This is a genomic window from Micromonospora sp. CNZ299, from assembly GCF_002754415.1.
In genome coordinates, this window is record NZ_PEFG01000001.1 from 1,975,886 (window position 1) to 1,997,859 (window position 21,974).

The following is a 21,974-nucleotide window of genomic DNA, read 5'->3' on the forward strand; positions in this document are numbered from 1 at the left end:
CGCCTCACCGCGGGTGGGGGCTGGCACGGGCGGTGTCAGCGCCAGCGGTGCTCGATCGCAGCCCGTGGCCGCCGTACCAGTCGATGATGAGCAGTGTGGCGTCGTCGGCCAGAACCGGCCCGGCGGCCGCCAGCACCGCGTCGGACAGCGCCCGGACCGCCTCGCGCGGATGCAGATGCGCGATGCCGAGCAGAGCGGCGGGCAGATCCAACGTGGCGGCGTTGCGTTCGCGCACTCCGTCGGTGACGACGACCAGCCGGTCACCGGGCAGCAGGGTGATCGTATCGCTGCGGTAGCCCTCGTCGGCGAACATGCCCAGTGGGAAGTTGGCGGGCAGTTCGAGCGTCTCAGCGCGGCCCTCGCGGACCAGTGTCGGTGGGACGTGCCCGGCGTTGAGCAGCTCACAGCGCCCGGTCGCCAGGTCGATGCGGCCGAGCACGGCGGTCACGTAGGCGCCGCGTACGTTGGCGTGCTCCGCGAGGGCCCGGTTGGCTTCCTCGGCCTGGGCGACGAGGTTGTCGCCGCGCCGGCGAGTGTTGCGCAGGCTGCCCACCCCGAGCGTGGCGGTCAGCGCGCTGGCCACGCCGTGGCCCATCGCGTCGGTGACGCCGAGGTGCAGCACGTCGCGGGCCACGCTGTAGTCGAAGGTGTCCCCGCCGACGCTCGCAGCGGGTTCCAGCCAGCCGGAGAGGGCGAACGCTCCGGCCTCGCAGGTGAACGAGGCCGGCAGCAGGCGGCGTTGGATCTCGGCGGAGAGGGTGAACGGGGTGCTGCGCTGCCCCCATTCGAACAGGTCGGTGTGCCGGCGGTTGGCGATGACCACGAACGCCAGCGCGTGCGCAGTGCGGGCGATCCTCGCGAGCACGCCCACGTCCGGCTCGTCCAGCAGGTCGATCTCCAGCAGGCCGATGGTCTCGCCGCGTTCGGTGACGGGTGCGAGCACCCTGCACCTTCCGTCGCCGTGGAGCAGCTGGACGGTCTGCTGGCGCAGCGCCTGCTCGTAGGGCCCGCCGTCGAAGGGGAGGACCTCGGCGGCCTCCTCGCCCTGATGGCGGTCGGGGTGGCCGGTGGCTGCCTGGTGGGTCAGCCGGACCAGCGCCCGGCCGCTGAGATCGGCGATGAGCAGCGAGACACTGAGCGCGTTCAACGACTTGGCGATGGTGCCGGTAACCGCTTGGACCGCCTCGACCGGTGCGGCTTCCTCGGCCGACTGCAACATCCCGGTCAGCACGGCCTCCTCGTTGTCCTCCACGGGTTGAGCATAGGCACCTATCGTCCCGGTGTTTCGGCGCGGACGGCTGGGCCTTCCCGGTGAGCAGGTAGTCGTAGCGCTGCGGAGCGGGCGGCCCGACCGCCTGGGTCGTGACCTGGAGAGGCGCGAACGCTTCAGGATGTTATCGATAACATGCTATCTTTCACCCGGGAGTGAAGGGCACGCTCCCGGTCACCGCAGCCAGTCGCGAAGACGTGCCGCCGCACGCCCTCTCCCGCCGGCCCCAGGTCGGTGACCCGTCCGGGCACCCCAGTCGATGCCAGGCGACCGCATTCCGTCGCCGGCCGACACGGCCCTACGGCAAGGAGCCCACGCAATGCTGAAACGTAGGTATCTCCTCCCATCCATCATGGCCGCGGCACTTCTCCTCGCGGCCACCGCCGGCGGCGCACTGAGCGGCGGCTTCGGTGCGACAGCGGTCGCCGCCACCAACGGCACCCTCGCGGCCACCGCCGGCTGCGGCAAGGCCCCCACGCTGACCAACGGAACGCGCACGATCCAGAGCAGCGGACAGAGCCGCACCTACAACCTGCGGATCCCGGACGGGTACGACCGGAACCACCCCTACCGACTGATCTTCGGGTTCCACTGGTTGAACGGCTCGGCCAACAACGTCACCTCGGCCGGTTACTACGGGCTTCAGCCGCTGTCGAACAACAGCACGATCTTCGTCGCGCCGCAGGGCCTCAACGCCGGCTGGGCCAACACCAACGGTCGGGACCTGACCCTCTTCGACGACATCTCCCGACAGATCGAAAACGACCTCTGCGTCGACACGACCCAGCGCTTCGCGCTGGGCTGGAGCTACGGCGGGGCCATGAGCTACGCGGTGGCCTGCGCCCGGCCCACCGTCATCCGCGCGGTCACCGTCCTGTCCGGCGCCAACCTCAGCGGATGCAACGGCGGCACCCAACCCGTCGCCTACTTCGGCATCCACGGCACCTTCGACAGCGTGCTGAACATCTCGCAGGGTCGGCAACTGCGCGACACGTTCGTCCGCAACAACGGCTGCACCGCGCAGAGCCCGCGCGAGCCGAGCCGAGGCAGCCTCACCCACATCACCACCGCGTACGCCGGATGTCGAGCCGGCTACCCGGTGCAGTGGGCGGCGTTCGACGGTGACCACACCCCCAGCCCCGTCGACGGGTCCGGCAGCCCGAACGACTCCCGGACGTGGACCTCGGGTGAGATCTGGCGGTTCTTCAGTCAGTTCGAGTCCACCACGCCACCCACGACTCCGCCACCCACCACTCCGCCGCCGACGACCCCGCCCCCGACCACTCCGCCGCCGACCGGCGAGCCGGGCACCTGCGCCGCCACCTACCGGGCGGTCAACAGTTGGCCCGGTGGCTTCCAGGGCGAGGTGACGGTGGCCAACCCCACGGCCACGACACTCAACGGCTGGACTGTGGGCCTGACCCTGGCCGGCGGCCAGGCCATCAGCAGCCTGTGGAGCGGCACCAACACGGGCACCACCGGTAGCGTCACCGTGCGGAACGCCGCCTACAACGGCACGTTGGGCGCGAACGCCTCGACCACGTTCGGGTTCACCGCCACCGGCGACGGCGCCACCCCACCGAGCAACGTCACCTGCACCAGTCCCTGAGCACGGCAGAAAGAGGGCCCGGAGCCAGCTGGCTCCGGGCCCTCGTGACGTCGGTCGTCAGCCGTTGTCGATCAGACTGGCGATCTCGTTGTAGATCAGGTGCGCCTTCGCGCCCTGGTTCGACGGGCAACCGCCGAGGTGGTGCAGGGCGATCACCCGGTGGCTGGCGTTCAGCACCGGCGAACCCGAGTTGCCGCCGGAGGTGTCACAGCTGTAGCTGATGTTGTAGGTGTTGTAGTTCGCGTTCCTCACCGTGCACGTCGCGCCGTTCTGGGTGTCCTCGTAGATGGACAATCGCTTCGGGTTGCCGTCGCCGTGGCCCGGGACGTACATCCGGGTGCCGGTGGTGGTGGCGGTCGTCGCCAGGTACAGGGTGCCGAACGACTGGATGTTGGCGAAGTTGTTCACCGAGTACAGGGTGTAGTCCAGCTGGCTGGAGCCGCCGCTGCTCACCTTGTAGAGGGTGGCGCCGCTGACCTTGGTGCCGGCGCCCGGGTTCGAGCCGCCACAGGTGGCGCACTGGTAGTTGAACTGCATCTCGCTGCCGCTGACGGCGGACTGCGTCGAGAAGCAGTGCTTGTTCGTCAGCATGCGGTTGGTGTTGCCGACCCGCCAGGTGGTGCACATCCCGCCACCGCTGATCAGCAGCCGCGCCACCGCCCTGCCCTTGGCGTACTCGTTGGGGTGGCTGCTCTGGTAGCAGACCACGTCGCGGCGGGCGTCCGTGCTGCAGACGGACTGCGTGGTGAAGTTGTGCTGCTTGATCTCGGTGGCGTCGTAGCCGCGCCAGAACCGGTCGATGGTCGCGGCGCTGGTGCGGGAGGAGCGGCTGCTGTGCACCGTCACCACGGCGGTGTCGCCGTCCACCGACATCGCCCAGAAGCCCGGTTGTCCGTCGGTGGTGTAGTCCGCGCCGGTCGCCCGGTTCAGGTGGCGGTCGTACCGGTAGCTCTCCCGACCGTCGGGGCTCGACACTGTCACGTACTCGCCGTCGGCCAGGCGCAGTGAGCTGAAGTGCACCTTGACGTACGACGCGCCGGGGTGCCGGATGATCTGCTTCCCGCCCTCCTGTGCGTGTGACAGCGAGCCGTCGATGGTTCGGAGTTCACCGACCGTGGTGACGCCCTCGGCCGAGAACTGGTCTGCTTCGGGTGCCCGCTGTGATTGCGGCGCGAGTGGTTGAACCGAGTACGCCTCGGCGGCCGGTACCGACAGCAAGCTCAGCCCGAGTGTGCCGGCGCCGAGCGCGACGGCCACCGTTCGTAGGCGGCGCAGGGCATGTTTCATCGTCGCTCCTCCCGAAGAACCAGCACCGAACGTGCTTGCAGCCTTCATACCGGATAGTGAGAAGACATGCAAGATTATCTATCTTTTGAGTGGCCTCGGGAGCGGAACCCAAACGAGGGCTCTGTCGTCACTGCTTCGAACCATCCGGTTTCGAGCTGGCCTTCCGGGGGACAAGCAACTCGATGTCTACAGAGGAGGTCATGATGGTCAACAGGTCCGGCCGGGGCGGCACCACCACCACCGGAAAGCACCCGGTACGCACGGCGGCGCAGGTCGTTGGCGTTGTCTTCCTGCTGGTCGGCGTGCTCGGGTTCATCCCCGGCATCACCAGCGATTTCGACACCATCCAGTTCGCCGGGCACGAGTCCGAGGCGAAGCTTCTCGGGTTGTTCCAGGTCTCGATCCTGCACAACCTGGTCCACCTCGCGTTCGGTGTCGCCGGGCTCGCACTGGCCCGGACGATCTCCGGAGCGCGCGGCTACCTGATCGGCGGCGGTGCCATCTATCTGGTTCTCTGGCTCTACGGTCTGGTCATCGACCACGAGAGCGGCGCCAACTTCGTGCCGCTCAACGGAGCGGACAACTGGCTGCACCTGTTCCTCGGGCTGGGCATGATCGGCCTCGGCGTGGCCCTGACCCGTCAGCCGGCCGATCGTCGCTGACCCACGAGCAGATCGACGTCGAAGCCGAGCCGCACCGCTGATCGCGCCAGATCAGCGGTGCGGCTCAGTTCCCGGCCAGGATCAGCCGCTGGTCAGGGGGTGGTGCCGCACGGGCGTCACCAGGTCGGCGGTCACCGGTCGCGGACGGGGCCGGTGTCCGTCGCCGCGGTTGAGCCGGAAGTCCCCGAGGGCACCGGACGTGGCGAGGAGGTAGGTGACGCACGGCGCGGGGTCGCGCAGGATGAACGCTGCTCCGGTCGTCACCGCGATGTGCTGAGCCTCCAGCAGCGCGCTCACGCCGTGCGCGCTGAAGAACCGCACCGCGGAGAGGTCCACCGTGATCACCGGCGCCGCGGGCGAGTGGCAGGCGCACGCCACCAACTCGGTGACCAGGTGCGCGTTGCTCATGTCGATCTCACCGGAGACGTGGATCAGCTTCGCCGAACCCACACAGGTCAGGGCCAACGACATGACCTGGTTACCGACCCGTTCCGGCCCTCGACCCGATCGACGGCCCGCGCGTTCACCAGATGTGCCGGTCTCCCACATGTCGCCTCCGCTCCCCAACGGCCACGCCGCCCGCAGCGACACGAGATGCCACGCGGGAGGCTGGAGGGCGCGTGTCTTGACCCGTGCGTGTTCCTACCCCGAGGAAGCCCACTCACGCCTGCCGGCAGTGTGAGGAGAACGGCTCCGGTCGAGCCGGCGCGGGTCAGTCGGCGACGACGAGCGCCTGGGGCGCCGCGGCCTTCATCCGGGTACGCAGCCACTTGAGCTGGATGGCGGTCTGCCCCTCGCAGCGCCGTACCACCGCGAGCAGATCCTGGTCGCGGACCCCGTACGCCGCCTGGCCGACGACGGTCCAGGCGATGTCGCACTCGGCGGCCATCAGGTAAAGGTCCTGTAGGTCACGCAGCAGGCCGATGCCGCCGGTGCGGGTGCCCGAGAAGAGCTGCGAGTGCAGCCGGTCGGGTTCGTCGGGCGCGTCCTCGGCGTAGCGGGCGGCGAACGGTTGGAGCTGTTCGGCGTACCCGTCGCAGCGCTTCGCCTGCTGCTGACACAGGTGGCGGATGTCCGGTTCCTCCGCGTGCGCGTCGCCGACCTGCCGGAAAGCGTCTGCCAGATTGACCTGCGCGCGGTGCAGCAGGCCGAGGTAGTGGGCGAGGTGCACGGCTCACTCCTTTCCGCTGGTGGCCTCGGCGGCCGGCCCGCCGACGGTGGACGGCACGTGGGCGTCCGACGGCGGCGCGCTGCCGCCGACCGTGGGTGCCGGCGAGGGTACGCCCCGGCCATCGGCGAGCTTCGCCACCGCCACGGCAGCGACCTTGAACAGAGGCTGCTTGGAGACCGGGTCCCACGCGGTGATCGTCAGCTCGTTCGCCGCGCGCGGTGTGCGGTCGTCCGGATTCTGGTCGAAGTAGCCGTAGTGGAACGGCACGAAGACGACACCCGGACGGATGCCGCAGAGCCGGGCGCGGGCCTGGATGGCGCCGCGCGGGGATGAGATGCCGACCAGGTCGCCCTCGGCGATATCGAGTCGGGCGGCGTCGTCCGGGTTGAGTTCCACCCACACGTCCGGGGCTGCCTGATTGAGCTGAGGGGCGCGGCCGGTCTTCGTCCGGGTGTGGAACTGGTAGACGGTGCGACCAGTGGTGAGCAGCATCGGGTGGTCGTCGTCGGGCACCTCGGGTGAGGGCTGGTAGTCGACGGTGAGCAGGAACGCCCGGCCACGCGGCTCCTTGGCGCGGTACTCCGGCTCGGTGAACTCGGCGCCGGTGGCCAGGTCGTTGCCGTACGTCTCGCAGTAGTCGGGGTCGGTGTTGAAGGTCCCGTCGGTGTAGAGGCGCTCGGTGCCGTCGGGATACTCCTCGGTGCAGGGCCACTGGATGCCGGAGCCGCCGCGAAGCTTCTCGTACGTGATGCCGGTGTAGTCGCAGGGCCGTCCGCGGCTGCACTCCTTCCACGCCTCGAACGCCTCCTCCGGCCCGGTCCACGGGATCAGCGGCTGGCCGTCACGGTCGCGGAAGTCCATCCGGCGGGCGTAGTCGAGGAAGATATCGAGGTCCGTGCGCGCCTCGCCGGGCGGGTCGACCGCCTTGTCGGAGATGTGCACCGTCCGGTCGACGCTGGTGAACGTGCCGGTCTTCTCCGCCCAGGTGGCGGCGGGCAGCACCACGTCCGCCAGTTCGGCGGTCTCGGTCAGGAAGAGATCCTGCACCACCACGAACAGGTCGGGCTTGGCCAGCATCCGCCGGATCCGGGCCAGGTCCGGCAACGAGACGGCCGGGTTGGTGGCGGTGATCCAGAGCAGCTTGATCGAGCCCTGCTCGGCGTACCGGAAGATCTGCATGGCGTGCGTCGGCGGCGCCCAGTGCGGGATCATGTCGACGTCGACGTTCCAGAGCCGGGCCAGTTCCTCGATGTGCGCGGTGTTGTCCCAGTTGCGCAGGCCGGGCAGGTCGCCGTCGGCGCCGGTCTCCCGGGTGTTCTGCGCGGTGGGCTGACCGTTCATCTGGTAGATGCCCGCCCCCGGCCGGCCGATCATGCCGCGGATCAGGTGCAGGTTGTTGACCGCGCAGGCGGCGGCGGTGGCCTGGTTCGACTGGTAGAAGCCCTGCAACACCGTCGACAGCAGCCGCTGCGACGAGCCGAGCAGCTCGGCGGCGCGCTCCACGTCGGCCGCGGGCACGTCGCAGATGTCGGCGACCCGGCGCGGGGGGTAACCGTCGATGATCCGGCACAGCTCGTCGAAGCCCACTGTGTGCGCGTCGACGTAGTCACGGTCGTACCAGCCCCGCCGAACGATCTCCCGCAGCAGGCCGTTCATCAGGGCCATGTTGGTGCCGTTGCGGACCGCGAGGTGCAGGTCGGCCTCCCGGGCGACCGGGGTGGCGCGCGGGTCCACCGCCAGCATCGCCGGTGGATTCGGCCCACGTCGACGGTCCAGCATCCGCATCCACAGCACCGTCTGCGTCTCCGCCACGTTGTGCCCCCACAGCGCGATCGCGTCGCAGTGGTCCACATCCGTGTACGAACCGGGCTGGCCGTCTGTGCCGAAGCTCGCCTTCATCGCCGCCGCGGCGGTGGCCGTGCAGAGCCGGGTGTTGCCGTCCATGTGCGGCGTCCCGAGGCCGGCCTTGCCGATCACGCCGAGGGTGTAGTACTCCTCAAGGAAGAGTTGGCCGCTGGTGTAGAAGCCGAAGTGCCCCCATCCCCCCGGCCCGTCGAGGAGTTCCTTAGACCGGGCCACGATCCGGCCCATCGCGGTGTCCCAGTCCGCCTCGACCAGGCTGTCACCGTCACGGACCAGCGGCCGGGTCAACCGGTCCGGGCTGTGGTTGGCCTGCCAGCCGTAAAGGTCCTTGGGGTCGAGCCGGCCCCGGTTGATCCGGTCCACGGCGCGGCCACGCACGCCCACGATCCGCCCGTCGGCGACCCCGATGTCCATGGCGTCGCCGTTGGAGTGCAGCACCGACGCGGACTGCACCCACCGGTCCACGTCGGCATCGCCCCGACCGTCGGCCAGATACCGGTCCACCCGTACCGGCCACTCCTGCCCCGGCCCGTACGGCGTTCGCTCACCCCACGGTTCGGCGATCCGGTCAACCACGACGCACTCCTCTCGACTACCGCTCGGGTGCCGCCCACAGCGGCATCGGTCGTCCGGACACCCGCCCGTACAACCAGTCAACGACCGTGACCAGCACCACCGCACCGGCCGCGATGAGCAACTGCGTCGGCGTACGCAGCAGACCCAGACTCACGATCAGCGTCGTCGCCCCGGCCGGGGCATGGGACGCCTTCAGCAGCATCAACAGCAACACGGTCACCGCCAGCGAGCCGGCCACCGCCACGATCCGCGGCCCACTCACCCCCTCCTGCAGCGCGGAGGGTTCATCGGCGAGCCCACAGACCATCAGGAACACGTACCCGGCCAGCAGGGCGACCGCGTGCCCGATGAACGTGTTACGCGGCGAAGCCTCAGGTGATCGTGGTTTCTCCACATGCAACATCACGGCCGGCCCCAGACTGGGAAACAGCCACGGCTGATGCGTGACGAGGGCGACCAGCCCGGCGATCACCACCGCCAGCGCGCTGCCCACGAAGGCGTGCGCCGACTGCCTGGCCAGTCCCATGCGCTTCCCCCTGGTCTCGTTCGCCGCCCGTCACCGGCTCGGCGATATGTCCCCCAGAACCCGAACGTGACACCTGCCCGCCGGTCACTGCGGGTCGTCGAAGCCCTCGCTGGCCCGCTCGCGGCGCAGGTGTGCCAGCGCCCGCCGACTCAGGTCGGTGTCCTCCCGGCCGAGCGCCTGGTACATGGTGGCGACCTTCTCGTACGGCTGCGCGGGCGGCAGCAACGGGATCGCGGGATCCACGATCGCCTCGATCAGCGTCGGACGGTCCGCCGACAGGGCCCGGTCCCAGGCGGCGTCGACCTCGGCGGGGGTGGTGACCCGGAAGCCCTGCAGCCCCAGCAGCTCGGCCCAACGGGCGTACGGGGCGTCCGGCAGTCGTTGCGAGTCGACGAAGCGAGGGTCACCCTCCATCTCCCGCTGCTCCCAGCTCACCTCCGCCAGGTCGCGGTTGTGCAGCACCAGCACCACGAAGCGCGGGTCCGCCCAGTCCCGCCAGCGGTGCGCCACGGTGAGCAGCTCGGCCAACCCGTTCATCTGCATGGCACCGTCACCGGCGAGGGCCACCACCGGTCGGTGCGGTGCGGCGAGTTTCGCGGCCAACCCGTACGGCAGTGCCGAGCCCATCGAGGCCAGGGTGCTCGACAGGTGCGCGTCGACACCGACGGGCAGCCGCAGGTGCCGCGCGTACCAGTAGGTCACCGACCCGACGTCCACCGACACCTGCGCGTCTCCGGGCAGCCGGTCGGTGAGCGCGTGCACTGCGTACTGCGGATTGAGCGGCTCGGCCTCGGCGGTGGCCCGCTGCCGGGCGATGTCCCGCCAGCGGGTCACCTCGGCCTCGACGCGCTGCCGCCAACTCCGGTCCGGTTGGGGCCTGAGCAGCGGCCGGAGGGCCCGGATCGTCTCGGCGGCGTCACCGAGCAGCGGCACCTCCACCGGGTAGCGCATGCCCAGACGCCGGCCGTCGATGTCGATCTGCACCGCCCGGGCCTGCCCCGGCGCGGGGTAGAACTCGGACCAGGGGTCGTTGCTGCCGACGATCAGCAGCGTGTCGCACTCGCTCATCAGGAAACTGCTGGCGGTGCTGCCCAGGTGACCCATCACGCCGGTGTGGAACGGCATCGCCTCGTCCAACACCGGCTTGCCGAGCAGCGACACTGTCACCCCCGCGCCGAGCGCCTCGGCCAGCTCGACCACCTCGTTGGCGGCGGCGCGGGCGCCCTGGCCCACCAGGACCGCCACGCGCTGTCCGGCGTTGAGCAGATCCGCGGCGGCCCGCAGATCATCGGCGCGGGGCCGCAGCTCAGGCACGGGCAACCCGGGGTTGGTCACCATGATCCCGTGCTGCTGAGCACCGAGGTCGGGAGCGGGCGCGGTCTGCACGTCGTGCGGCAGGATCACGCAGGTCGGGCTGCGGGTCGCCAGGGCCGTCCGGATCGCGCGGTCCAGCAGCATCGGCAACTGCTCCGCGGTGTACGCGGTCTGCACGAACTGTGCGCACACGTCGCCGAAGAGGCGTACCAGGTCGATCTCCTGCTGGTAACCGCTGCCCAGCACCGACGTCACCTGCTGGCCGACCAGGGCGAGCACCGGTTGGGAATCCAGCCGGGCGTCGTACAGACCGTTGAGCAGATGCACCGCACCCGGCCCCTGAGTGGACAGGCACACCCCCAGCCCGCCGGTGTACTTCGCGTGACCGCACGCCATGAACGCGGCCGTCTCCTCGTGTCGGGCCTGCACGAACTCGGGCTGCCCGGCCCGACGTAACGCCCCCATCACCCCGTCGATGCCGTCACCCGAATAGCCGAAGACCCGGTCCACACCCCAGTCCGTCAAGCGGGACACCACCAGGTCCGCCACCGTCGCGTCCGCCACCGCCGCCTCCCTCGCCTCGATCGCCTTCCACCAGGTGGCCGTACCCCGAGCTGCCACATCAAACCGGACAGAAAGAACCTGCATTGGGTGCATTGGCTGCCAAAGGTCGGCCGCACCGCTGCGCCCAGCTCAAGCGCACGAGGACCGAGGAGCGGAGTTGCCTGACCGGCCCCGCCGCTCCCCGGCTCGTCACCGGGGCTGCCAGCCTGCGTGCCGGGTGGCGCCGCGATACACCTCGTGCGGCGGGGTGACCCGGTCGTCCTCGTGCTGACTGGAGAGCACCACGCTGGATCGTACGTCGCCGTGTCGCCCCAGGCGTTCGAGCAGCCCTTCCAGGTGCTCAAGAGAGGTGGTGCGTACCTTCAACATCGAGCAGTGCCCACCGCTCAGCTTGTGGACCTCGACAATTTCCGGATGCTCGGCAGCCGAACTGGTGTTCAGCAGGCATTGCCCGCGCGCGCACCGAAGTTCCACGAACGCCAGTAGCGGATATCCGGCAAGTCGCGGGTTGATCCGCGCCTGGTATCCGGTGATGACACCGAAGTCCTCCAGCCGCCGGACCCGCTCGCCGACCGCCGGGGCCGACAGGTTGACCCGCCGACCGAGGGCGCGGATGGACAGCCGACCGTCCTGCTGAAGCTCCCGGATGATCTGCCAGTCGACGTCGTCGAGCGCCTTTTCCAGTTGAAAAGTCATCGCCTGTCCTCACCTGACAAACGGATCTCTGATCTCGCATCTGTGAAACGCATGAAATTCTATATCGACTACTGAATTTCTAGGCTGCAAGGATGGGGTTTCTACGACACGGAATTGCTCCACCCTCCCGGGCGCGAGCGATGACCTCGCTGTTCGTCGGCGTGGCCATGATGAATACGGCGACCGTGGCGGTCACCACCGTCAGCACCCTGATCGTCGCCGACACCGCGGGGGCCCGCCTGAGCGGCTTCGCCAACGCGGCGGGAGTGCTCGGGTCCGCGATCGGTGCGCTGGGTCTGGGCGCGGTGACGGCACGTCGGGGCGGGTCGTTCGCGCTGACCGTGGTGTATTCGTCGGCGGTCGCGGGAGCCGTCGCCGCCTTCGCGGGCGCGGCCGGCGCCGGCCTGGCAGCCCTGCTCGTCGGGCTGGTCCTGATCGGCGTCGGCAACGGTGGCGCCCAGGTGTCGCGCTATCTGGCGGCGGACATGTACCCCGAGGATCGCAAGGCGTCCGCGCTGTCCATCATCGTCTGGGCCGGCACCGTCGGCGCGCTGACCGGCCCCAACCTGGTCCCGCCCGCCGGCCGGCTAGCCGAAGCCATGCGCCTGCCGGCACTGTCCGGCACGGTGTTCGCCGCGGTCGTGCTCGTCATCGTGGCGCTGACCATCACCCGGGTGCTGCCACCGTCCGGCGAGCCACCGCGTGTGAATCCTCCGTCCGCGCTCTCCCTGTCCCGCGTTGGCGCGTTGGTGCGGCTCCCCGCCGTGGCCACCGCCCTGTGCGCGATGCTCGGTGCCCACCTCTCAATGGTCACCGTGATGACGATGACCCCGTTACAACTGCACGATCAGCACCACGGCCTGAACGTGGTCGGCATTGTGCTCAGCGCCCACATGATCGGCATGTTCGCCCTGGCCCCCTTGTCCGGTCGTCTGTCCGACCTCTGGGGTGGGCGCTGGACGGTGAGCGCCGGGGTCGTCCTCCTCGTCGCGGCCGCCCTGATCGTGGGGATCGCCCCAACCGGGCACACGACGACCCTCCCGGCGGGCCTGTTCCTCCTCGGATACGGCTGGAACCTCGTCTTCGTCGGCAGCAGCAGCATGCTCAGCGGGCAGTTGGACCCGGTGGAGCGCAGCGAGGTGCAGGGTGGCGTGGACGCGATCGTCTTCACCGCGTCGATCGTCGCCAGCCTGGCCGCCGGAGCCCTCTTTGCCGGGGGCGGGTTCGCCGCGGTGGCGGTGGCCGGCGGTCTCATGGCGCTCGTGCCGATCCCGTGGTTGCTCGCGTACCGGCAGTCCCGTTCGAAGCCGGAGCGGCATCCCGAGCTCGCGGCCGACCGCCGAGGCCGAGTAGGCCCGGCCTGAGAATCGGCCAGGCGGAGCCTCAGTAACGCGGCCGACGTTGGACCCCGCGGCCCTCCTGCCAGGACTCGACAATGAGGTGGTCACGGGTCTCGGCGACGTAGGTCAGCACCACCTCACGCACGTCGACGCGGAAGAACCGGGCACCCTCCACGGTGTTGTCGGCCGGCTCCGGTACCTCGACAGCTACACCGGCCAGCTTGGCGTCGCCGGGCCAGCCGTCCGACTGCTCCTCGGTCGGCTCGATGGTGGGGCAGTGGATGGCGATCCGGGCATCACGCAGCAGGTCGAGCAGCTTCATCGACCCGGGCATCATGCCCAGCTTCACCTCGCCGTCGCGGAACTCGACCTCACACGCGCTGATGCGGGGCCCGCCATCCTTGCGCAGCGTGGCGATCGTCTTGTTCGTCCCCATCGCGAAACGTTGTTTCACCCGGTCCGCGAGAGACCGATCCGCCGTTTCCACCTGCACCCAGCTCGCCACTGTCCGACTCGACCCACGCCCTGCGACTCGACTTCCAGACCGACACGCTCCGCATGGCGCCGTCACGACCGGCAGCATCGAGCCGAGCGGTCTGAGCTCCGACGCGCCAACACATTGGCGTAACGACCCCGTCGCAGAGAGCCGGGCCCAGGACGACGCGCCACCGTCGGTTCAGAGCTGCCCGGACTGGTATCGCACGCCGTACGCCAGGGCTCCGCACTCGGCCGCACCCATCGGCCCAGTCGGCGCGCGCCCGTTACGCCTGTGGCCGGGACCTGCTCATCGGATGCTCAACCTCGCAGTCGCGTGAGGCGGCTGGCAATGTCAGCGGGAAGGCCCCTCGTATCGCTGTGCGTCGTCAATACCATTCGGAGTGACCCGGCGTGCGTGACGACGCCGAGAATCCGTTCGTCGCGGACCTGCGTCGTCATCGTCGGTCCCCAGATCGCGACCGCGGACGACGTGCCGGGCTCGGACGTCCCCAGGTTGGTGATCTCCAGGTCGGCGGTGGTGGCCGCGAGCATCGCCGCCTCTGCCTCTGCGGCGTCGGTGGGTTTGAGCGAAGCCAGCATCAGCGCCGCGTCGCGGGCGCCGTCCCGTGCTGCTCGCAGTTGCACCGTCGCGTGCTGCGCAAGCGACCAGAGCGTGCTCTGTGCAGGTGCATGCAGCACCACGGTCGTCGCCGTGAAGCGGTTCACGACGTCGTCCTCGAGACCCAGCGCAGAGCGGAGGTCGATGGGAACGTTGATGCGGATGCTCTCGCCCCCGGTGAGCGCGGAGAGTGCCTGGGCGGCGGCGGCGCAGAGCGCACCCTGGACGGTCGACCCGTGGGCACGAGCGGTGGAGCGAAGGTGTTCGGTCGCCGCCTGGTCGAGTTCGGCGATCTCGATATTGGGTGCGGTGGCGTCGAACGGACGTATCGTGGCGACGGCCGGCTCCGGCGAAGGAACCGGGGTTTGATCGGCCGGCCGTTCCGCCTGGGGCAGGCCAGCGAGCAGGCTCTCCTGGTCGATGGGTGCCGGTCGGGCCGTAAGCGTCTGCCCGTCGAGGATCGCGAGGAGGTCGTGTGCCGCGCGGAGCGCGCCGCGTCCGTCGGTGATCTGGTGGGAGAACGTCAGGAGGACGGCCGTTCCCCGATCACCGGATTCGTCGCTTACGAGCGTCGCGCGCGCCAGCGGACTCCCGTCGGCATCGACGGGACGCGTCTGCTCCTGCGCCGCCGCTTCGCGCCAGTCGTCCCCGTGGACCTGTCGGACCGGGATGAGTTTGGTCGACTCGTGGAAGGCCGGCCGATCGCCGCTGCGGTCGATGGCGACGGCGAGCAGCGGGTGCGTCTGCTGCAGGTGCGCGAGCGCGCGTTCCAGCTGCTGCGCCGAGACGACCGAGACGAGTTCGATGACGAGTGAGAACTGTACGGGGTTGCGGCTGATGTAGAGGTCGATGATGTGCTCGAACGCCCCCAGCGGGCGCACGACCGGATGTGCTTGTGAGTGGGGCATGGTGTCCTCTGCGTCGATATGTCGATCGGTTGGGCCGCTTCAGTGCTCAGAGTGCTCGGCCCCGGTACGGTCACGCGTGGCGGCGTCCGACAAAGCCACGGGAACTCCCCGGAATCGATTCGTCCTACAAGTTGCGCCTTGGATGAGACACCCGGCCGTAACGGCATACTCAAGCCCGCGTCCACGTGATCCCCGTCTCGGAGGCCGGCGGCCCGGTGTTCGGTCCAGGCGGCCACGCCTCGATTTCGCCACGTCACCGCCCCGCGTCGCGTGGGCATTGCGCTCGTCTCAGGCCGTCCCGGACTGATGCTGGACAGGTGCCGCGCCGGTTCGTCCATGCGCCCCGGTATAGGTTCGGTGGGTGGATGTGGTCGCCGCCTGCCGTGCCTTTGTCGCGGTCAGCGGCCACGGCAGTTTCACCTCCGGCGCCGCCGCCGCGGGCATCCCCCAGTCCGTCGCCAGTCGCCGCATCGCCGCCCTGGAGGAACACTTCGGAGCCCGGCTGTTCGACCGGTCGTCCCGGGCGGTCCGGTTGACGTCGTTTGGGCAGGACATGCTGCCGGCGGCTCGGCGCCTGGTCGACCTCACCGACGCCATGGTCGACGACGCCGCGCGGGCCCGGTTACGTCCGCTGCGAGTCGCCGTACCTGAGATCTGCCCGCCGCGCCGCCTCGCTGATCTGGTGGTCGCGGCGCGACGGCAGCGGATCCACCTGGAGGTACGGCCGGCTGGTCCCGGGGAGCGTGCCCGGCTCTGTCAGACCCTGGAGGTCGGTGCCGGGATCGTGGCGGTTCCGGATGCGGCGGCGTCCTGGCGGGTGCCTCTCGGGCTGGCCGCCCGAACCCCGTTTCCGGCGCCGACGGTGTTCCTGGAGACGCTGCGCAGTGGCCGGGCCCGCACGCAGGCACGCCGGCGGATCCTGATCCAACCCGAGGACGACGTCGCGCACCTGCGGGACCCACTGGCCCGGGCCGGCCAGTCGGCCGGCCTGGCACCGGCCCAGGTGACTGTCGCGCCGTCCCTGGTCGACGCCGCCGCAGCGGCCCTCGGCTCCCCCGACCTGCTGCTCTGCTCCCGTCAACAGGCCGAGGAATTCGACCTGCACTGGCGACCCATCAGCGGTCCACGGCTCCTGCGAGGTTACGACATGGTCGCTGGCGTACGCGAGGATCTCGATCAGCTCAGCACCGTCCTGTACGCGGACATCGCACGATGCTTGGGCACTTCCGACGGCCACTCGAGGCCGACCGAGGGTTCCCCACCCGGCAATTCTTCGACCGGAGATCCAACGTGAGCGCCACCGCGGTCGTACGCAATGCCCGGGACCTGCTCGACGACGCGGGGCTGCACGGCGCCTTCCTCGTCCGCAACCTCGACACCGGCGCGGAGATCGGCTTCGACACGGAGACCCCGTACCCGGCGGCGTCGCTGGTGAAGGTGCCGCTGGCGGTCGCCGTGCTGGAACGGGTCGCGCGCGGGGAACTCGACCCGGCGGCGCCGGTAGACGTCCTGCCCGGTCGGATCACCACACCGGGCCCGACCGGGCTGAGCCGCTTCCGCCATCCGGCGCGGATCGCCGTGGACGATCTGCTCTACCTGAGCATCGCCGTCAGCGACGGGGTAGCCTCCGACGCCCTGTTCGACCTCACCCCGCCGGCCGCGGTCGCCGCCGAGCTGCAGCGACTGCGCGTCGACGGCATCGCAGTGCGGCACCGGGTCGGCGAGCTTGCCGACACGCCGGCGGAACGTCTCGGCCCCGACGACGTGCACCTGGCCCACTCCCTCGCCATCGGCTCGGCGACACCCGGACAGGGCCACCCCGTCGCCCAACTCGACGTCACCCGCGCCAATTCCGGGTCGGCCCGGGCCTTCGTCGACCTGCTGCACGCCCTCTGGCGACCCTCGACGATCCTGGCGACCACCGCCGAGCGGATACGCGTCTTGATGGCCGACAACCTGCACCGGCAGCGGCTCGCCCCCGACTTCACCTCCGACGCGTCCCGCTGGTCGTCGAAGACCGGTACCCTGCTGCACCTGCGCCACGAGGTGGGAGTGGTGGACCACGCCGACGGGCAGTCGTACGCAGTGGCCGCACTCACCGCCTCCCGGGTGCCCGCCGCCGCCCAACCCGGCAGCGAGGCAACGATGGCCCAGGTCGCCCGGAGCCTGCATGACTACCTGCGGACGGGCACCCTGCCCTGGTGGGGTTAGCCGGCGTGGCTCAACGGGTCAGTTCCGTCGGTGCCGGTGCAAAATCAATGCGTGGCTTGCCCCGCATCGCCGCCGCCAGGCTCTCGTAGACCGGCGGGTTGATGCCGTCGCGCTGCTGGTGCCGCATCTTCACGGTGGTCTGCGGCCAATCCGGGTCGGTCAGGATGCCGGCCACGGCGTACTGCTTGGTCATCGCGACCATTGAGGCGTAGTTCTCCGCGTCGGTGGTGCCGGTCTTGCCGGCGACCGGAGCGTCTACGGCGGCCTTCACCTGCGTGGCTGTGCGGCTGCCGCCGCACCGGCTGGTGGCGGAGTCGTCGCCGACGGGGCAGCGGGCGACGTCGACGGCGGCGCGGGCCACGTCGGTGCTCACCCGCTTCTCGCAGTGGGGCTGCGCGATGTCCAAGGTCCCGCCGTCCGGGCCGCGGATCTCCTGCACGGGAGTCGGCACACAGTACGTGCCGTCCGCTGCCAGGGTCGCGTACGCGTTGGCCAGCTCCAGCGGGGTCGTGGCGGAGACGCCCAGGGTGAACGCGCCCCAGTCGTGGGCGGCCTCCCGGTGGTCGGCCCACCGGTCCTCCCGGTCGACCCGGAACCGGATGCCGAGCCGCTTGGCCACGTCGACCACGTTCTCCGCGCCGATCTGCTGTTGCAGCGGCACGAAGTAGGTGTTGGTCGACCGGGCGAACGCGCTCCACATGTTCAACACGCCACCGGCCAACTTGTCGGAGTTCGTGGGGCAGTAGAGATTGGTTCCCGGGCACGCGGTGGGGCTGGCGCGGTCGATGACGTACTCCGACCGGAACCGTTGTGGCGCGTCGATGGTGTGGCTGAGCGGGATGCCCTTCTCCAGGGCGGCGACCACGGTGAATATCTTGAAGGTCGAGCCGGCCTGGTAACCGGTGATGCCGTCCCCGCCGGTGAGCAACGGGTTGACGGTGCGGGGATAGCTGCCCGGCCTTCCCTGTGATCGCTGCTCCGGGTCGCTGTGGGGCCCGTTGACCGGGTCCCTAGGGTCATCGAGCGCGAAGGTGCGGTTCACGGCCAGTGCCCGGACGCGGCCGGTGCCGGGTTCCACCACGGCGACCATGGCGGCCTCCTCCGCAGTCTCGCCCTTGGCCTTGCGGACCGCTCGGTCGGCACCGCGCTGCGCCTGGGCGTCGAGGGTCGTGACGACCCGGTAACCGCCGCCCTTGAGCCGCCGCTCCCGGTCGTAGGCGGTGGCGCCGAACTCCTCCTGCGACATCCACCAGCGGTAGAAGTAGTCGCAGAAGAAGCCCCAGCCCTTCTCACCGGCGGAGACGCAACCGTTCGCAGGGCGCCTGTCCTTCACGACCATCTTGGCGGCCTTGGCCGCGTCGGCCTGCTGCTGGTTGATCGCCCCGATGGTGACCATGCTCTGTAGGACGTAGCTGCGCCGGTCGAAGGCGAGGCCCCTGCCGCTGCGGGTGGTCGGGTCGTTGGTGGTCGGCGCCTTGACCATGCCGGCCAGCAGCGCTGCCTCCTCCAGCTTGAGCTTGCTGGGCGGCTTGCCGAAGTAGACCTGGCTGGCGGCGAAGATCCCGTACGCGCCGTTGCCGAAGGCCGCGATGTTGAGGTAGCGCTCCAGGATCTCGTCCTTGGAGAACTCCTTGTCGATCTGCAGCGCGTAGCGCACCTCGCGCAGCTTTCGGCCGCTGGTGTCCTCGGTCGCGGCGACCACGTCCGCCGGGTGGGTGGCCGAGTAGGCGATGGCCAGCCGGACGTACTGCATCGTCAGCGTCGAGGCGCCCTGCGGGGAGTTGGCGCCGGACTGGTTGTTGACGAATGCGCGGGCGATGCCGCTGAGATCGACCCCGTTGTGCCGGTAGAAGTCGTGATCCTCTGCGGCGATGATGGCCTGCTGCATGACCGGGGCGACGTCGGCGAGCTCCACGTCCCGCCGGTTCTCGTCGTACATCGTCGCCAGCGGGGTCTTGCCGTCCGAGGCGAGCAGGTAGCTGATCTGGGGCGCGCGGGCCACCGTCAGCTCGCTGGGGAGAGCGCCGAACGTCTCGGAGCCGGCCTTCGCGGCCAGTCCGGACATCGCAGCCGCGGGGAAGGCCGCCGCGGCGACCACCGCTCCGCCCAGAAGGCCACAGACCAGCAGCGATGCGGCGTTGGTGAAGACATTGTGGTCGCGTTTCCACATCTGGGTTCCTCGATCCATAGGGTGCAGGGCGGCAGCGGCCCACCAACCGGCGTTTCAAACCCCGGTCGGTTCTCCATCGCTGCCGCCCTGCGGGTTTCGACACGTCCGTACGGGCGCTCGGCCACGACTGGGTGCCGGTCAACCGGTCACCAGCTGGCCATCACCACCTTCGTCGCCTCGGCAATGAGTGCGTCGTCATAGTCGGCGTCCTTCTCGTCGCGGCTGGACAGCACCGCGAGGACGATCGGCGCACGGTTCGGCGGCCAGATCACCGCGATGTCGTTACGGGTGCCGTACCCGCCGGACCCGGTCTTGTCCCCGACGACCCAACCGTCGGGAACGCCGGCGCGGATCAGCGCACCGCCGGTGGTGTTCCCCCGCAGCCAACCGTTGAGGGTGTCGCGGTCCGAGGGTTCGAGGGCGTCACCGACGGTGTACGCCCGCAGGGACCCGGCCATGGCCTGCGGGGTGCTGGTGTCCCGCCGGTCACCCGGCCTGCCCTCGTTGAGCTCGGTTTCGTAACGCGCCGGATCGGTGACCTTGTCGCCGATCTTGCGAAGCTCCTTCTCGAACTTCTGCGGTCCGCCGAGGTGGCGCAACATCAGGTTGGCGGCGGTGTTGTCGCTGTACCGCACGGCCGCGTCCGCGATGGCCCGCATTGTCATGCCCTCGGCCACGTGCTGCTCCGTGATCGGCGAGTAGGTCACCAGGTCGTCGGCCGAGTAGCGCACCACCCGGTCCAGCTCGGCGTCCGTGGTCTCGTCGAGGATCTCGGCGGCGGCCAACGCCTTGAACGTCGAGGCGTACGCGAACCGCTCGTCGGCCCGGTACTGCACGGTCTGGCCAGTGCCGGTGTCGATCGCGTACACCCCCAGCCGCGCGTCGAACCTCTCCTCCAGTCGCCGGAACTCGTGGTCCCAGTCAGCGGCGGTGGACGGGTTCACCGTTGCCGCACGGTCCTGCTTCGGCTGCTCGGCGGCCTCGGCGGGGCCGCAGGCCGCCAGTGACATCACTGCCACTGCGGCTACCAGACGGCGTGTTGCAAGCACCATGGTCGCTCCTTGTCGGTGTCGTCCGGTCCGGCGCGGGCGGCGCCGGTCGGGCAGAACTCGACAGTGACAGGGAACCTGGATGCGGTCGAAGACGGAACTGGCGGTATTCATGCTGATCTGGCATCGCCTGTGGTCAGGGCCGGGCCAGATCAGGCCGGCGATCCGGGACGTCGTCCGAGGCCAAGTTCCCCGAGCAGCGGCAACGGCGGAACTCCGGAGCGATCGAGGTGGGGGCGGCCGGCCGGTGCTGACCGCCCCCACTGGTAGCCCCGGGTCGGTCAGGAGCTAGGTCCCGCGAAGGGGCCATCGGCGCTGAACACCCGCTTCGCGAAGCGTTCGGCGATGCGCCGGTGGGTGGCGGTGTCCGGGTGCAGCTGATCGGGCAGCGGCAGCTCGCCGAAGTCGGCCGCGCCGTAGAGGTCGAGGCCGTCGAGGTGGTGCAGGTTCGGGTCGTCGGCCGCCCGTTGAGCGGTGATCCGCGCCAGTTCCTCGCGGATGAGGCGGAGGGTGAGTTTCCCGCTCGCCCGCTCGGCCGGGTCGCCGGTGGCCCGGAAGCGCACCTGCCCGGTGGCGAGGGCGGCGAGGTCGAACGTGCCGGGGCCGGGGGTGTCCTCGTGGATGGGGCAGTAGATCGGGGAGACAACCAGCAACGGCGTGTGGGGATGGCCGTCCCGGATGGTGTCGAGGAAGCCGTGCACGGCCGGGGTGAAGGCGCGCAACCGCATCACGTCGGTGTTGACCAGGTTGATCCCGACCTTCACGCTGATCAGGTCTGCCGGCGTGTCCCGCACGATGCGGGCGGTGAACTGGTCGAGCAGCGCGCTGCCACCGAAGCCGAGGTTGACCAGGTCGACGCCGCCCAGGGACGCGGCGACGGCCGGCCAGGTGGCGGTGGGGTTGGTGGCGTTGGAGCCCTGACTGATGGAACTGCCGTGGTGCAGCCAGACCAGCCGCCCACGGTCGGGTACGGGTGCGACGGGAGCGTCGGTGCGCAGGGCGACGAGTTCGGTGGTCTCGTTGTGCGGCAGCCAGATCTCGAGGTCCTTCACCCGGTCGGACAGTCCGGTGAAGCGGATGGTGCCGGGCGAACCGGATCGGGGCTCGGCAGTCCCGCTGGCCATGTCGATGGTCACCGTGTCGCCGCCGGTGACGCTGGCCTGGTCGGCCAAGCGGCCGTCGACCAGCAGGTCATAGACGCCGTCGGGGCGCGACGGCAGGCCGGTGTAGGTGTGTCGGGTGGGCAGCGTGTCCAGCTCGACCGCTGTCGCGCGGGTGCGGAAGGCCAGCCGCACGCCGGCGGGCTGGGCCTCGACCATGGTGAGCTGGCCGTCGGTGTACTGGGCGCGGGCCCAGGCGGGCAGTCGGTGCGGCAGCACTCCCCGCGCGGTGCGCTGCACGTCGAGCGCACCGCGCAGGAGGTCGGTGCTGATCGGCGTGGTGATCCAGGTGGAGGTCATGCCCTCAATCCATCAATCGGCGTTCTGGAACGGCTGTCGGGTCGCTACAGCCAGTCGTGTTCTCGGCGCGCCCGCGCTGTCATGGGCGCATCTCCACCCACATCTGTCATAACGTCGAACGGCTGAACCTCACCTACGGCAACTTTCACGCCGTAGCCGGCGGGCCCTGTCGCCGGTCCGGCGCATCCTTCTGGGGTCGGCG

The 21,974-nt window shown here is 70.0% G+C and carries 17 protein-coding genes and 1 pseudogene; 5 read left to right on the forward strand and 13 right to left on the reverse strand.

Annotated elements, in window-relative coordinates:
* Positions 1-4 precede the first annotated feature (4 nt).
* Positions 5-1,252, reverse strand: a complete 1,248-nt coding sequence (locus CLT68_RS09505; protein WP_099850214.1) for a PP2C family protein-serine/threonine phosphatase — start codon at positions 1,250-1,252, stop codon at positions 5-7.
* 337 nt (positions 1,253-1,589) lie between these two features.
* Between CLT68_RS09505 and CLT68_RS09510 the strand changes: the two genes are divergently transcribed.
* Positions 1,590-2,879, forward strand: coding sequence for a cellulose binding domain-containing protein (locus tag CLT68_RS09510; protein ID WP_099850216.1), 1,290 nt, complete (start codon positions 1,590-1,592; stop codon positions 2,877-2,879).
* Between the two features lie 57 nt (positions 2,880-2,936).
* Here CLT68_RS09510 and CLT68_RS09515 read toward each other — a convergent pair whose 3' ends face one another.
* On the reverse strand, positions 2,937-4,166 hold the full coding sequence (locus CLT68_RS09515; protein WP_099850218.1) for a trypsin-like peptidase domain-containing protein: 1,230 nt from the start codon (positions 4,164-4,166) through the stop codon (positions 2,937-2,939).
* A 182-nt stretch (positions 4,167-4,348) separates the two neighbouring features.
* Here CLT68_RS09515 and CLT68_RS09520 point away from each other — a divergent pair, with 182 nt between their 5' ends.
* Positions 4,349-4,828 carry a DUF4383 domain-containing protein gene (locus CLT68_RS09520; protein ID WP_486482120.1) on the forward strand — a complete coding sequence of 160 codons (480 nt, stop codon included), beginning with the start codon at positions 4,349-4,351 and terminating at the stop codon, positions 4,826-4,828.
* A gap of 81 nt (positions 4,829-4,909) precedes the next feature.
* Here CLT68_RS09520 and CLT68_RS09525 read toward each other — a convergent pair whose 3' ends face one another.
* The 6 genes from CLT68_RS09525 to CLT68_RS09550 all read right to left on the reverse strand — a co-directional run bounded on the left by CLT68_RS09525 (position 4,910) and on the right by CLT68_RS09550 (position 11,538).
* Complete coding sequence (locus tag CLT68_RS09525; RefSeq protein WP_158240873.1) at positions 4,910-5,299, reverse strand: STAS domain-containing protein; 390 nt, start codon at positions 5,297-5,299, stop codon at positions 4,910-4,912.
* A 241-nt stretch (positions 5,300-5,540) separates the two neighbouring features.
* A complete protein-coding gene (locus CLT68_RS09530) occupies positions 5,541-5,999 on the reverse strand; it encodes a hypothetical protein (protein WP_099850222.1) in 459 nt (152 codons plus the stop codon).
* Positions 6,000-6,002: 3 nt separating this feature from the next.
* Positions 6,003-8,438 carry a nitrate reductase gene (locus tag CLT68_RS09535; RefSeq protein ID WP_099850224.1) on the reverse strand — a complete coding sequence of 812 codons (2,436 nt, stop codon included), beginning with the start codon at positions 8,436-8,438 and terminating at the stop codon, positions 6,003-6,005.
* Positions 8,439-8,454: 16 nt separating this feature from the next.
* Positions 8,455-8,964 carry an HPP family protein gene (locus CLT68_RS09540; protein ID WP_099850226.1) on the reverse strand — a complete coding sequence of 170 codons (510 nt, stop codon included), beginning with the start codon at positions 8,962-8,964 and terminating at the stop codon, positions 8,455-8,457.
* Positions 8,965-9,048: 84 nt separating this feature from the next.
* The gene (locus CLT68_RS09545; RefSeq protein WP_099856971.1) at positions 9,049-10,842 is read right to left on the reverse strand and encodes a thiamine pyrophosphate-requiring protein; all 1,794 of its coding nucleotides are present in this window, start codon (positions 10,840-10,842) and stop codon (positions 9,049-9,051) included.
* A 189-nt stretch (positions 10,843-11,031) separates the two neighbouring features.
* Complete coding sequence (locus CLT68_RS09550) at positions 11,032-11,538, reverse strand: Lrp/AsnC family transcriptional regulator (RefSeq protein ID WP_099850228.1); 507 nt, start codon at positions 11,536-11,538, stop codon at positions 11,032-11,034.
* A 140-nt stretch (positions 11,539-11,678) separates the two neighbouring features.
* On the opposite strand from CLT68_RS09550, the gene CLT68_RS09555 reads away from it, so the two are divergent.
* The gene (locus CLT68_RS09555; protein WP_486482121.1) at positions 11,679-12,902 is read left to right on the forward strand and encodes an MFS transporter; all 1,224 of its coding nucleotides are present in this window, start codon (positions 11,679-11,681) and stop codon (positions 12,900-12,902) included.
* A gap of 19 nt (positions 12,903-12,921) precedes the next feature.
* Here CLT68_RS09555 and CLT68_RS09560 read toward each other — a convergent pair whose 3' ends face one another.
* Both CLT68_RS09560 and CLT68_RS09565 read right to left on the reverse strand, forming a co-directional pair.
* Complete coding sequence (locus CLT68_RS09560; RefSeq protein WP_247672413.1) at positions 12,922-13,314, reverse strand: pyridoxamine 5'-phosphate oxidase family protein; 393 nt, start codon at positions 13,312-13,314, stop codon at positions 12,922-12,924.
* Between the two features lie 359 nt (positions 13,315-13,673).
* On the reverse strand, positions 13,674-14,855 hold the full coding sequence (locus tag CLT68_RS09565) for a phthiocerol/phthiodiolone dimycocerosyl transferase family protein (protein WP_099850234.1): 1,182 nt from the start codon (positions 14,853-14,855) through the stop codon (positions 13,674-13,676).
* 388 nt (positions 14,856-15,243) lie between these two features.
* Between CLT68_RS09565 and CLT68_RS09570 the strand changes: the two genes are divergently transcribed.
* Together CLT68_RS09570 and CLT68_RS09575 are read left to right on the forward strand one after the other, a co-directional pair.
* Positions 15,244-16,176, forward strand: a complete 933-nt coding sequence (locus CLT68_RS09570; RefSeq protein WP_099850235.1) for a LysR family transcriptional regulator — start codon at positions 15,244-15,246, stop codon at positions 16,174-16,176.
* On the forward strand, positions 16,173-17,093 hold the full coding sequence (locus CLT68_RS09575) for a serine hydrolase (RefSeq protein WP_099850237.1): 921 nt from the start codon (positions 16,173-16,175) through the stop codon (positions 17,091-17,093). Before CLT68_RS09570 ends, CLT68_RS09575 begins: the two co-directional genes overlap by 4 nt.
* A 19-nt stretch (positions 17,094-17,112) precedes the next feature.
* Here CLT68_RS09575 and CLT68_RS09580 read toward each other — a convergent pair.
* The 3 genes and pseudogenes from CLT68_RS09580 to CLT68_RS09590 all read right to left on the reverse strand — a co-directional run.
* A pseudogene (locus CLT68_RS09580) lies at positions 17,113-19,263 on the reverse strand (transglycosylase domain-containing protein); the annotation flags it as partial.
* 146 nt (positions 19,264-19,409) lie between these two features.
* Positions 19,410-20,315, reverse strand: coding sequence for a class A beta-lactamase (bla, locus tag CLT68_RS09585; protein WP_099850241.1), 906 nt, complete (start codon positions 20,313-20,315; stop codon positions 19,410-19,412).
* A gap of 278 nt (positions 20,316-20,593) precedes the next feature.
* Complete coding sequence (locus CLT68_RS09590) at positions 20,594-21,772, reverse strand: GDSL-type esterase/lipase family protein (protein ID WP_099850243.1); 1,179 nt, start codon at positions 21,770-21,772, stop codon at positions 20,594-20,596.
* Positions 21,773-21,974 lie beyond the last annotated feature (202 nt).

What these genes read in the sequence shown, in the direction of transcription:
- CLT68_RS09590 (WP_099850243.1), bottom strand. Translation starts at nt 21,772, where the DNA reads ATGACCTCCACCTGGATCACCACGCCGATCAGCACCGACCTCCTGCGC.
- CLT68_RS09515 (WP_099850218.1), bottom strand. Translation starts at nt 4,166, where the DNA reads ATGAAACATGCCCTGCGCCGCCTACGAACGGTGGCCGTCGCGCTCGGC.
- CLT68_RS09520 (WP_486482120.1), top strand. Translation starts at nt 4,349, where the DNA reads ATGTCTACAGAGGAGGTCATGATGGTCAACAGGTCCGGCCGGGGCGGC.
- CLT68_RS09510 (WP_099850216.1), top strand. Translation starts at nt 1,590, where the DNA reads ATGCTGAAACGTAGGTATCTCCTCCCATCCATCATGGCCGCGGCACTT.
- CLT68_RS09540 (WP_099850226.1), bottom strand. Translation starts at nt 8,964, where the DNA reads ATGGGACTGGCCAGGCAGTCGGCGCACGCCTTCGTGGGCAGCGCGCTG.
- bla (WP_099850241.1), bottom strand. Translation starts at nt 20,315, where the DNA reads ATGGTGCTTGCAACACGCCGTCTGGTAGCCGCAGTGGCAGTGATGTCA.
- CLT68_RS09525 (WP_158240873.1), bottom strand. Translation starts at nt 5,299, where the DNA reads ATGTCGTTGGCCCTGACCTGTGTGGGTTCGGCGAAGCTGATCCACGTC.
- CLT68_RS09550 (WP_099850228.1), bottom strand. Translation starts at nt 11,538, where the DNA reads ATGACTTTTCAACTGGAAAAGGCGCTCGACGACGTCGACTGGCAGATC.
- CLT68_RS09560 (WP_247672413.1), bottom strand. Translation starts at nt 13,314, where the DNA reads ATGGGGACGAACAAGACGATCGCCACGCTGCGCAAGGATGGCGGGCCC.
- CLT68_RS09555 (WP_486482121.1), top strand. Translation starts at nt 11,679, where the DNA reads ATGACCTCGCTGTTCGTCGGCGTGGCCATGATGAATACGGCGACCGTG.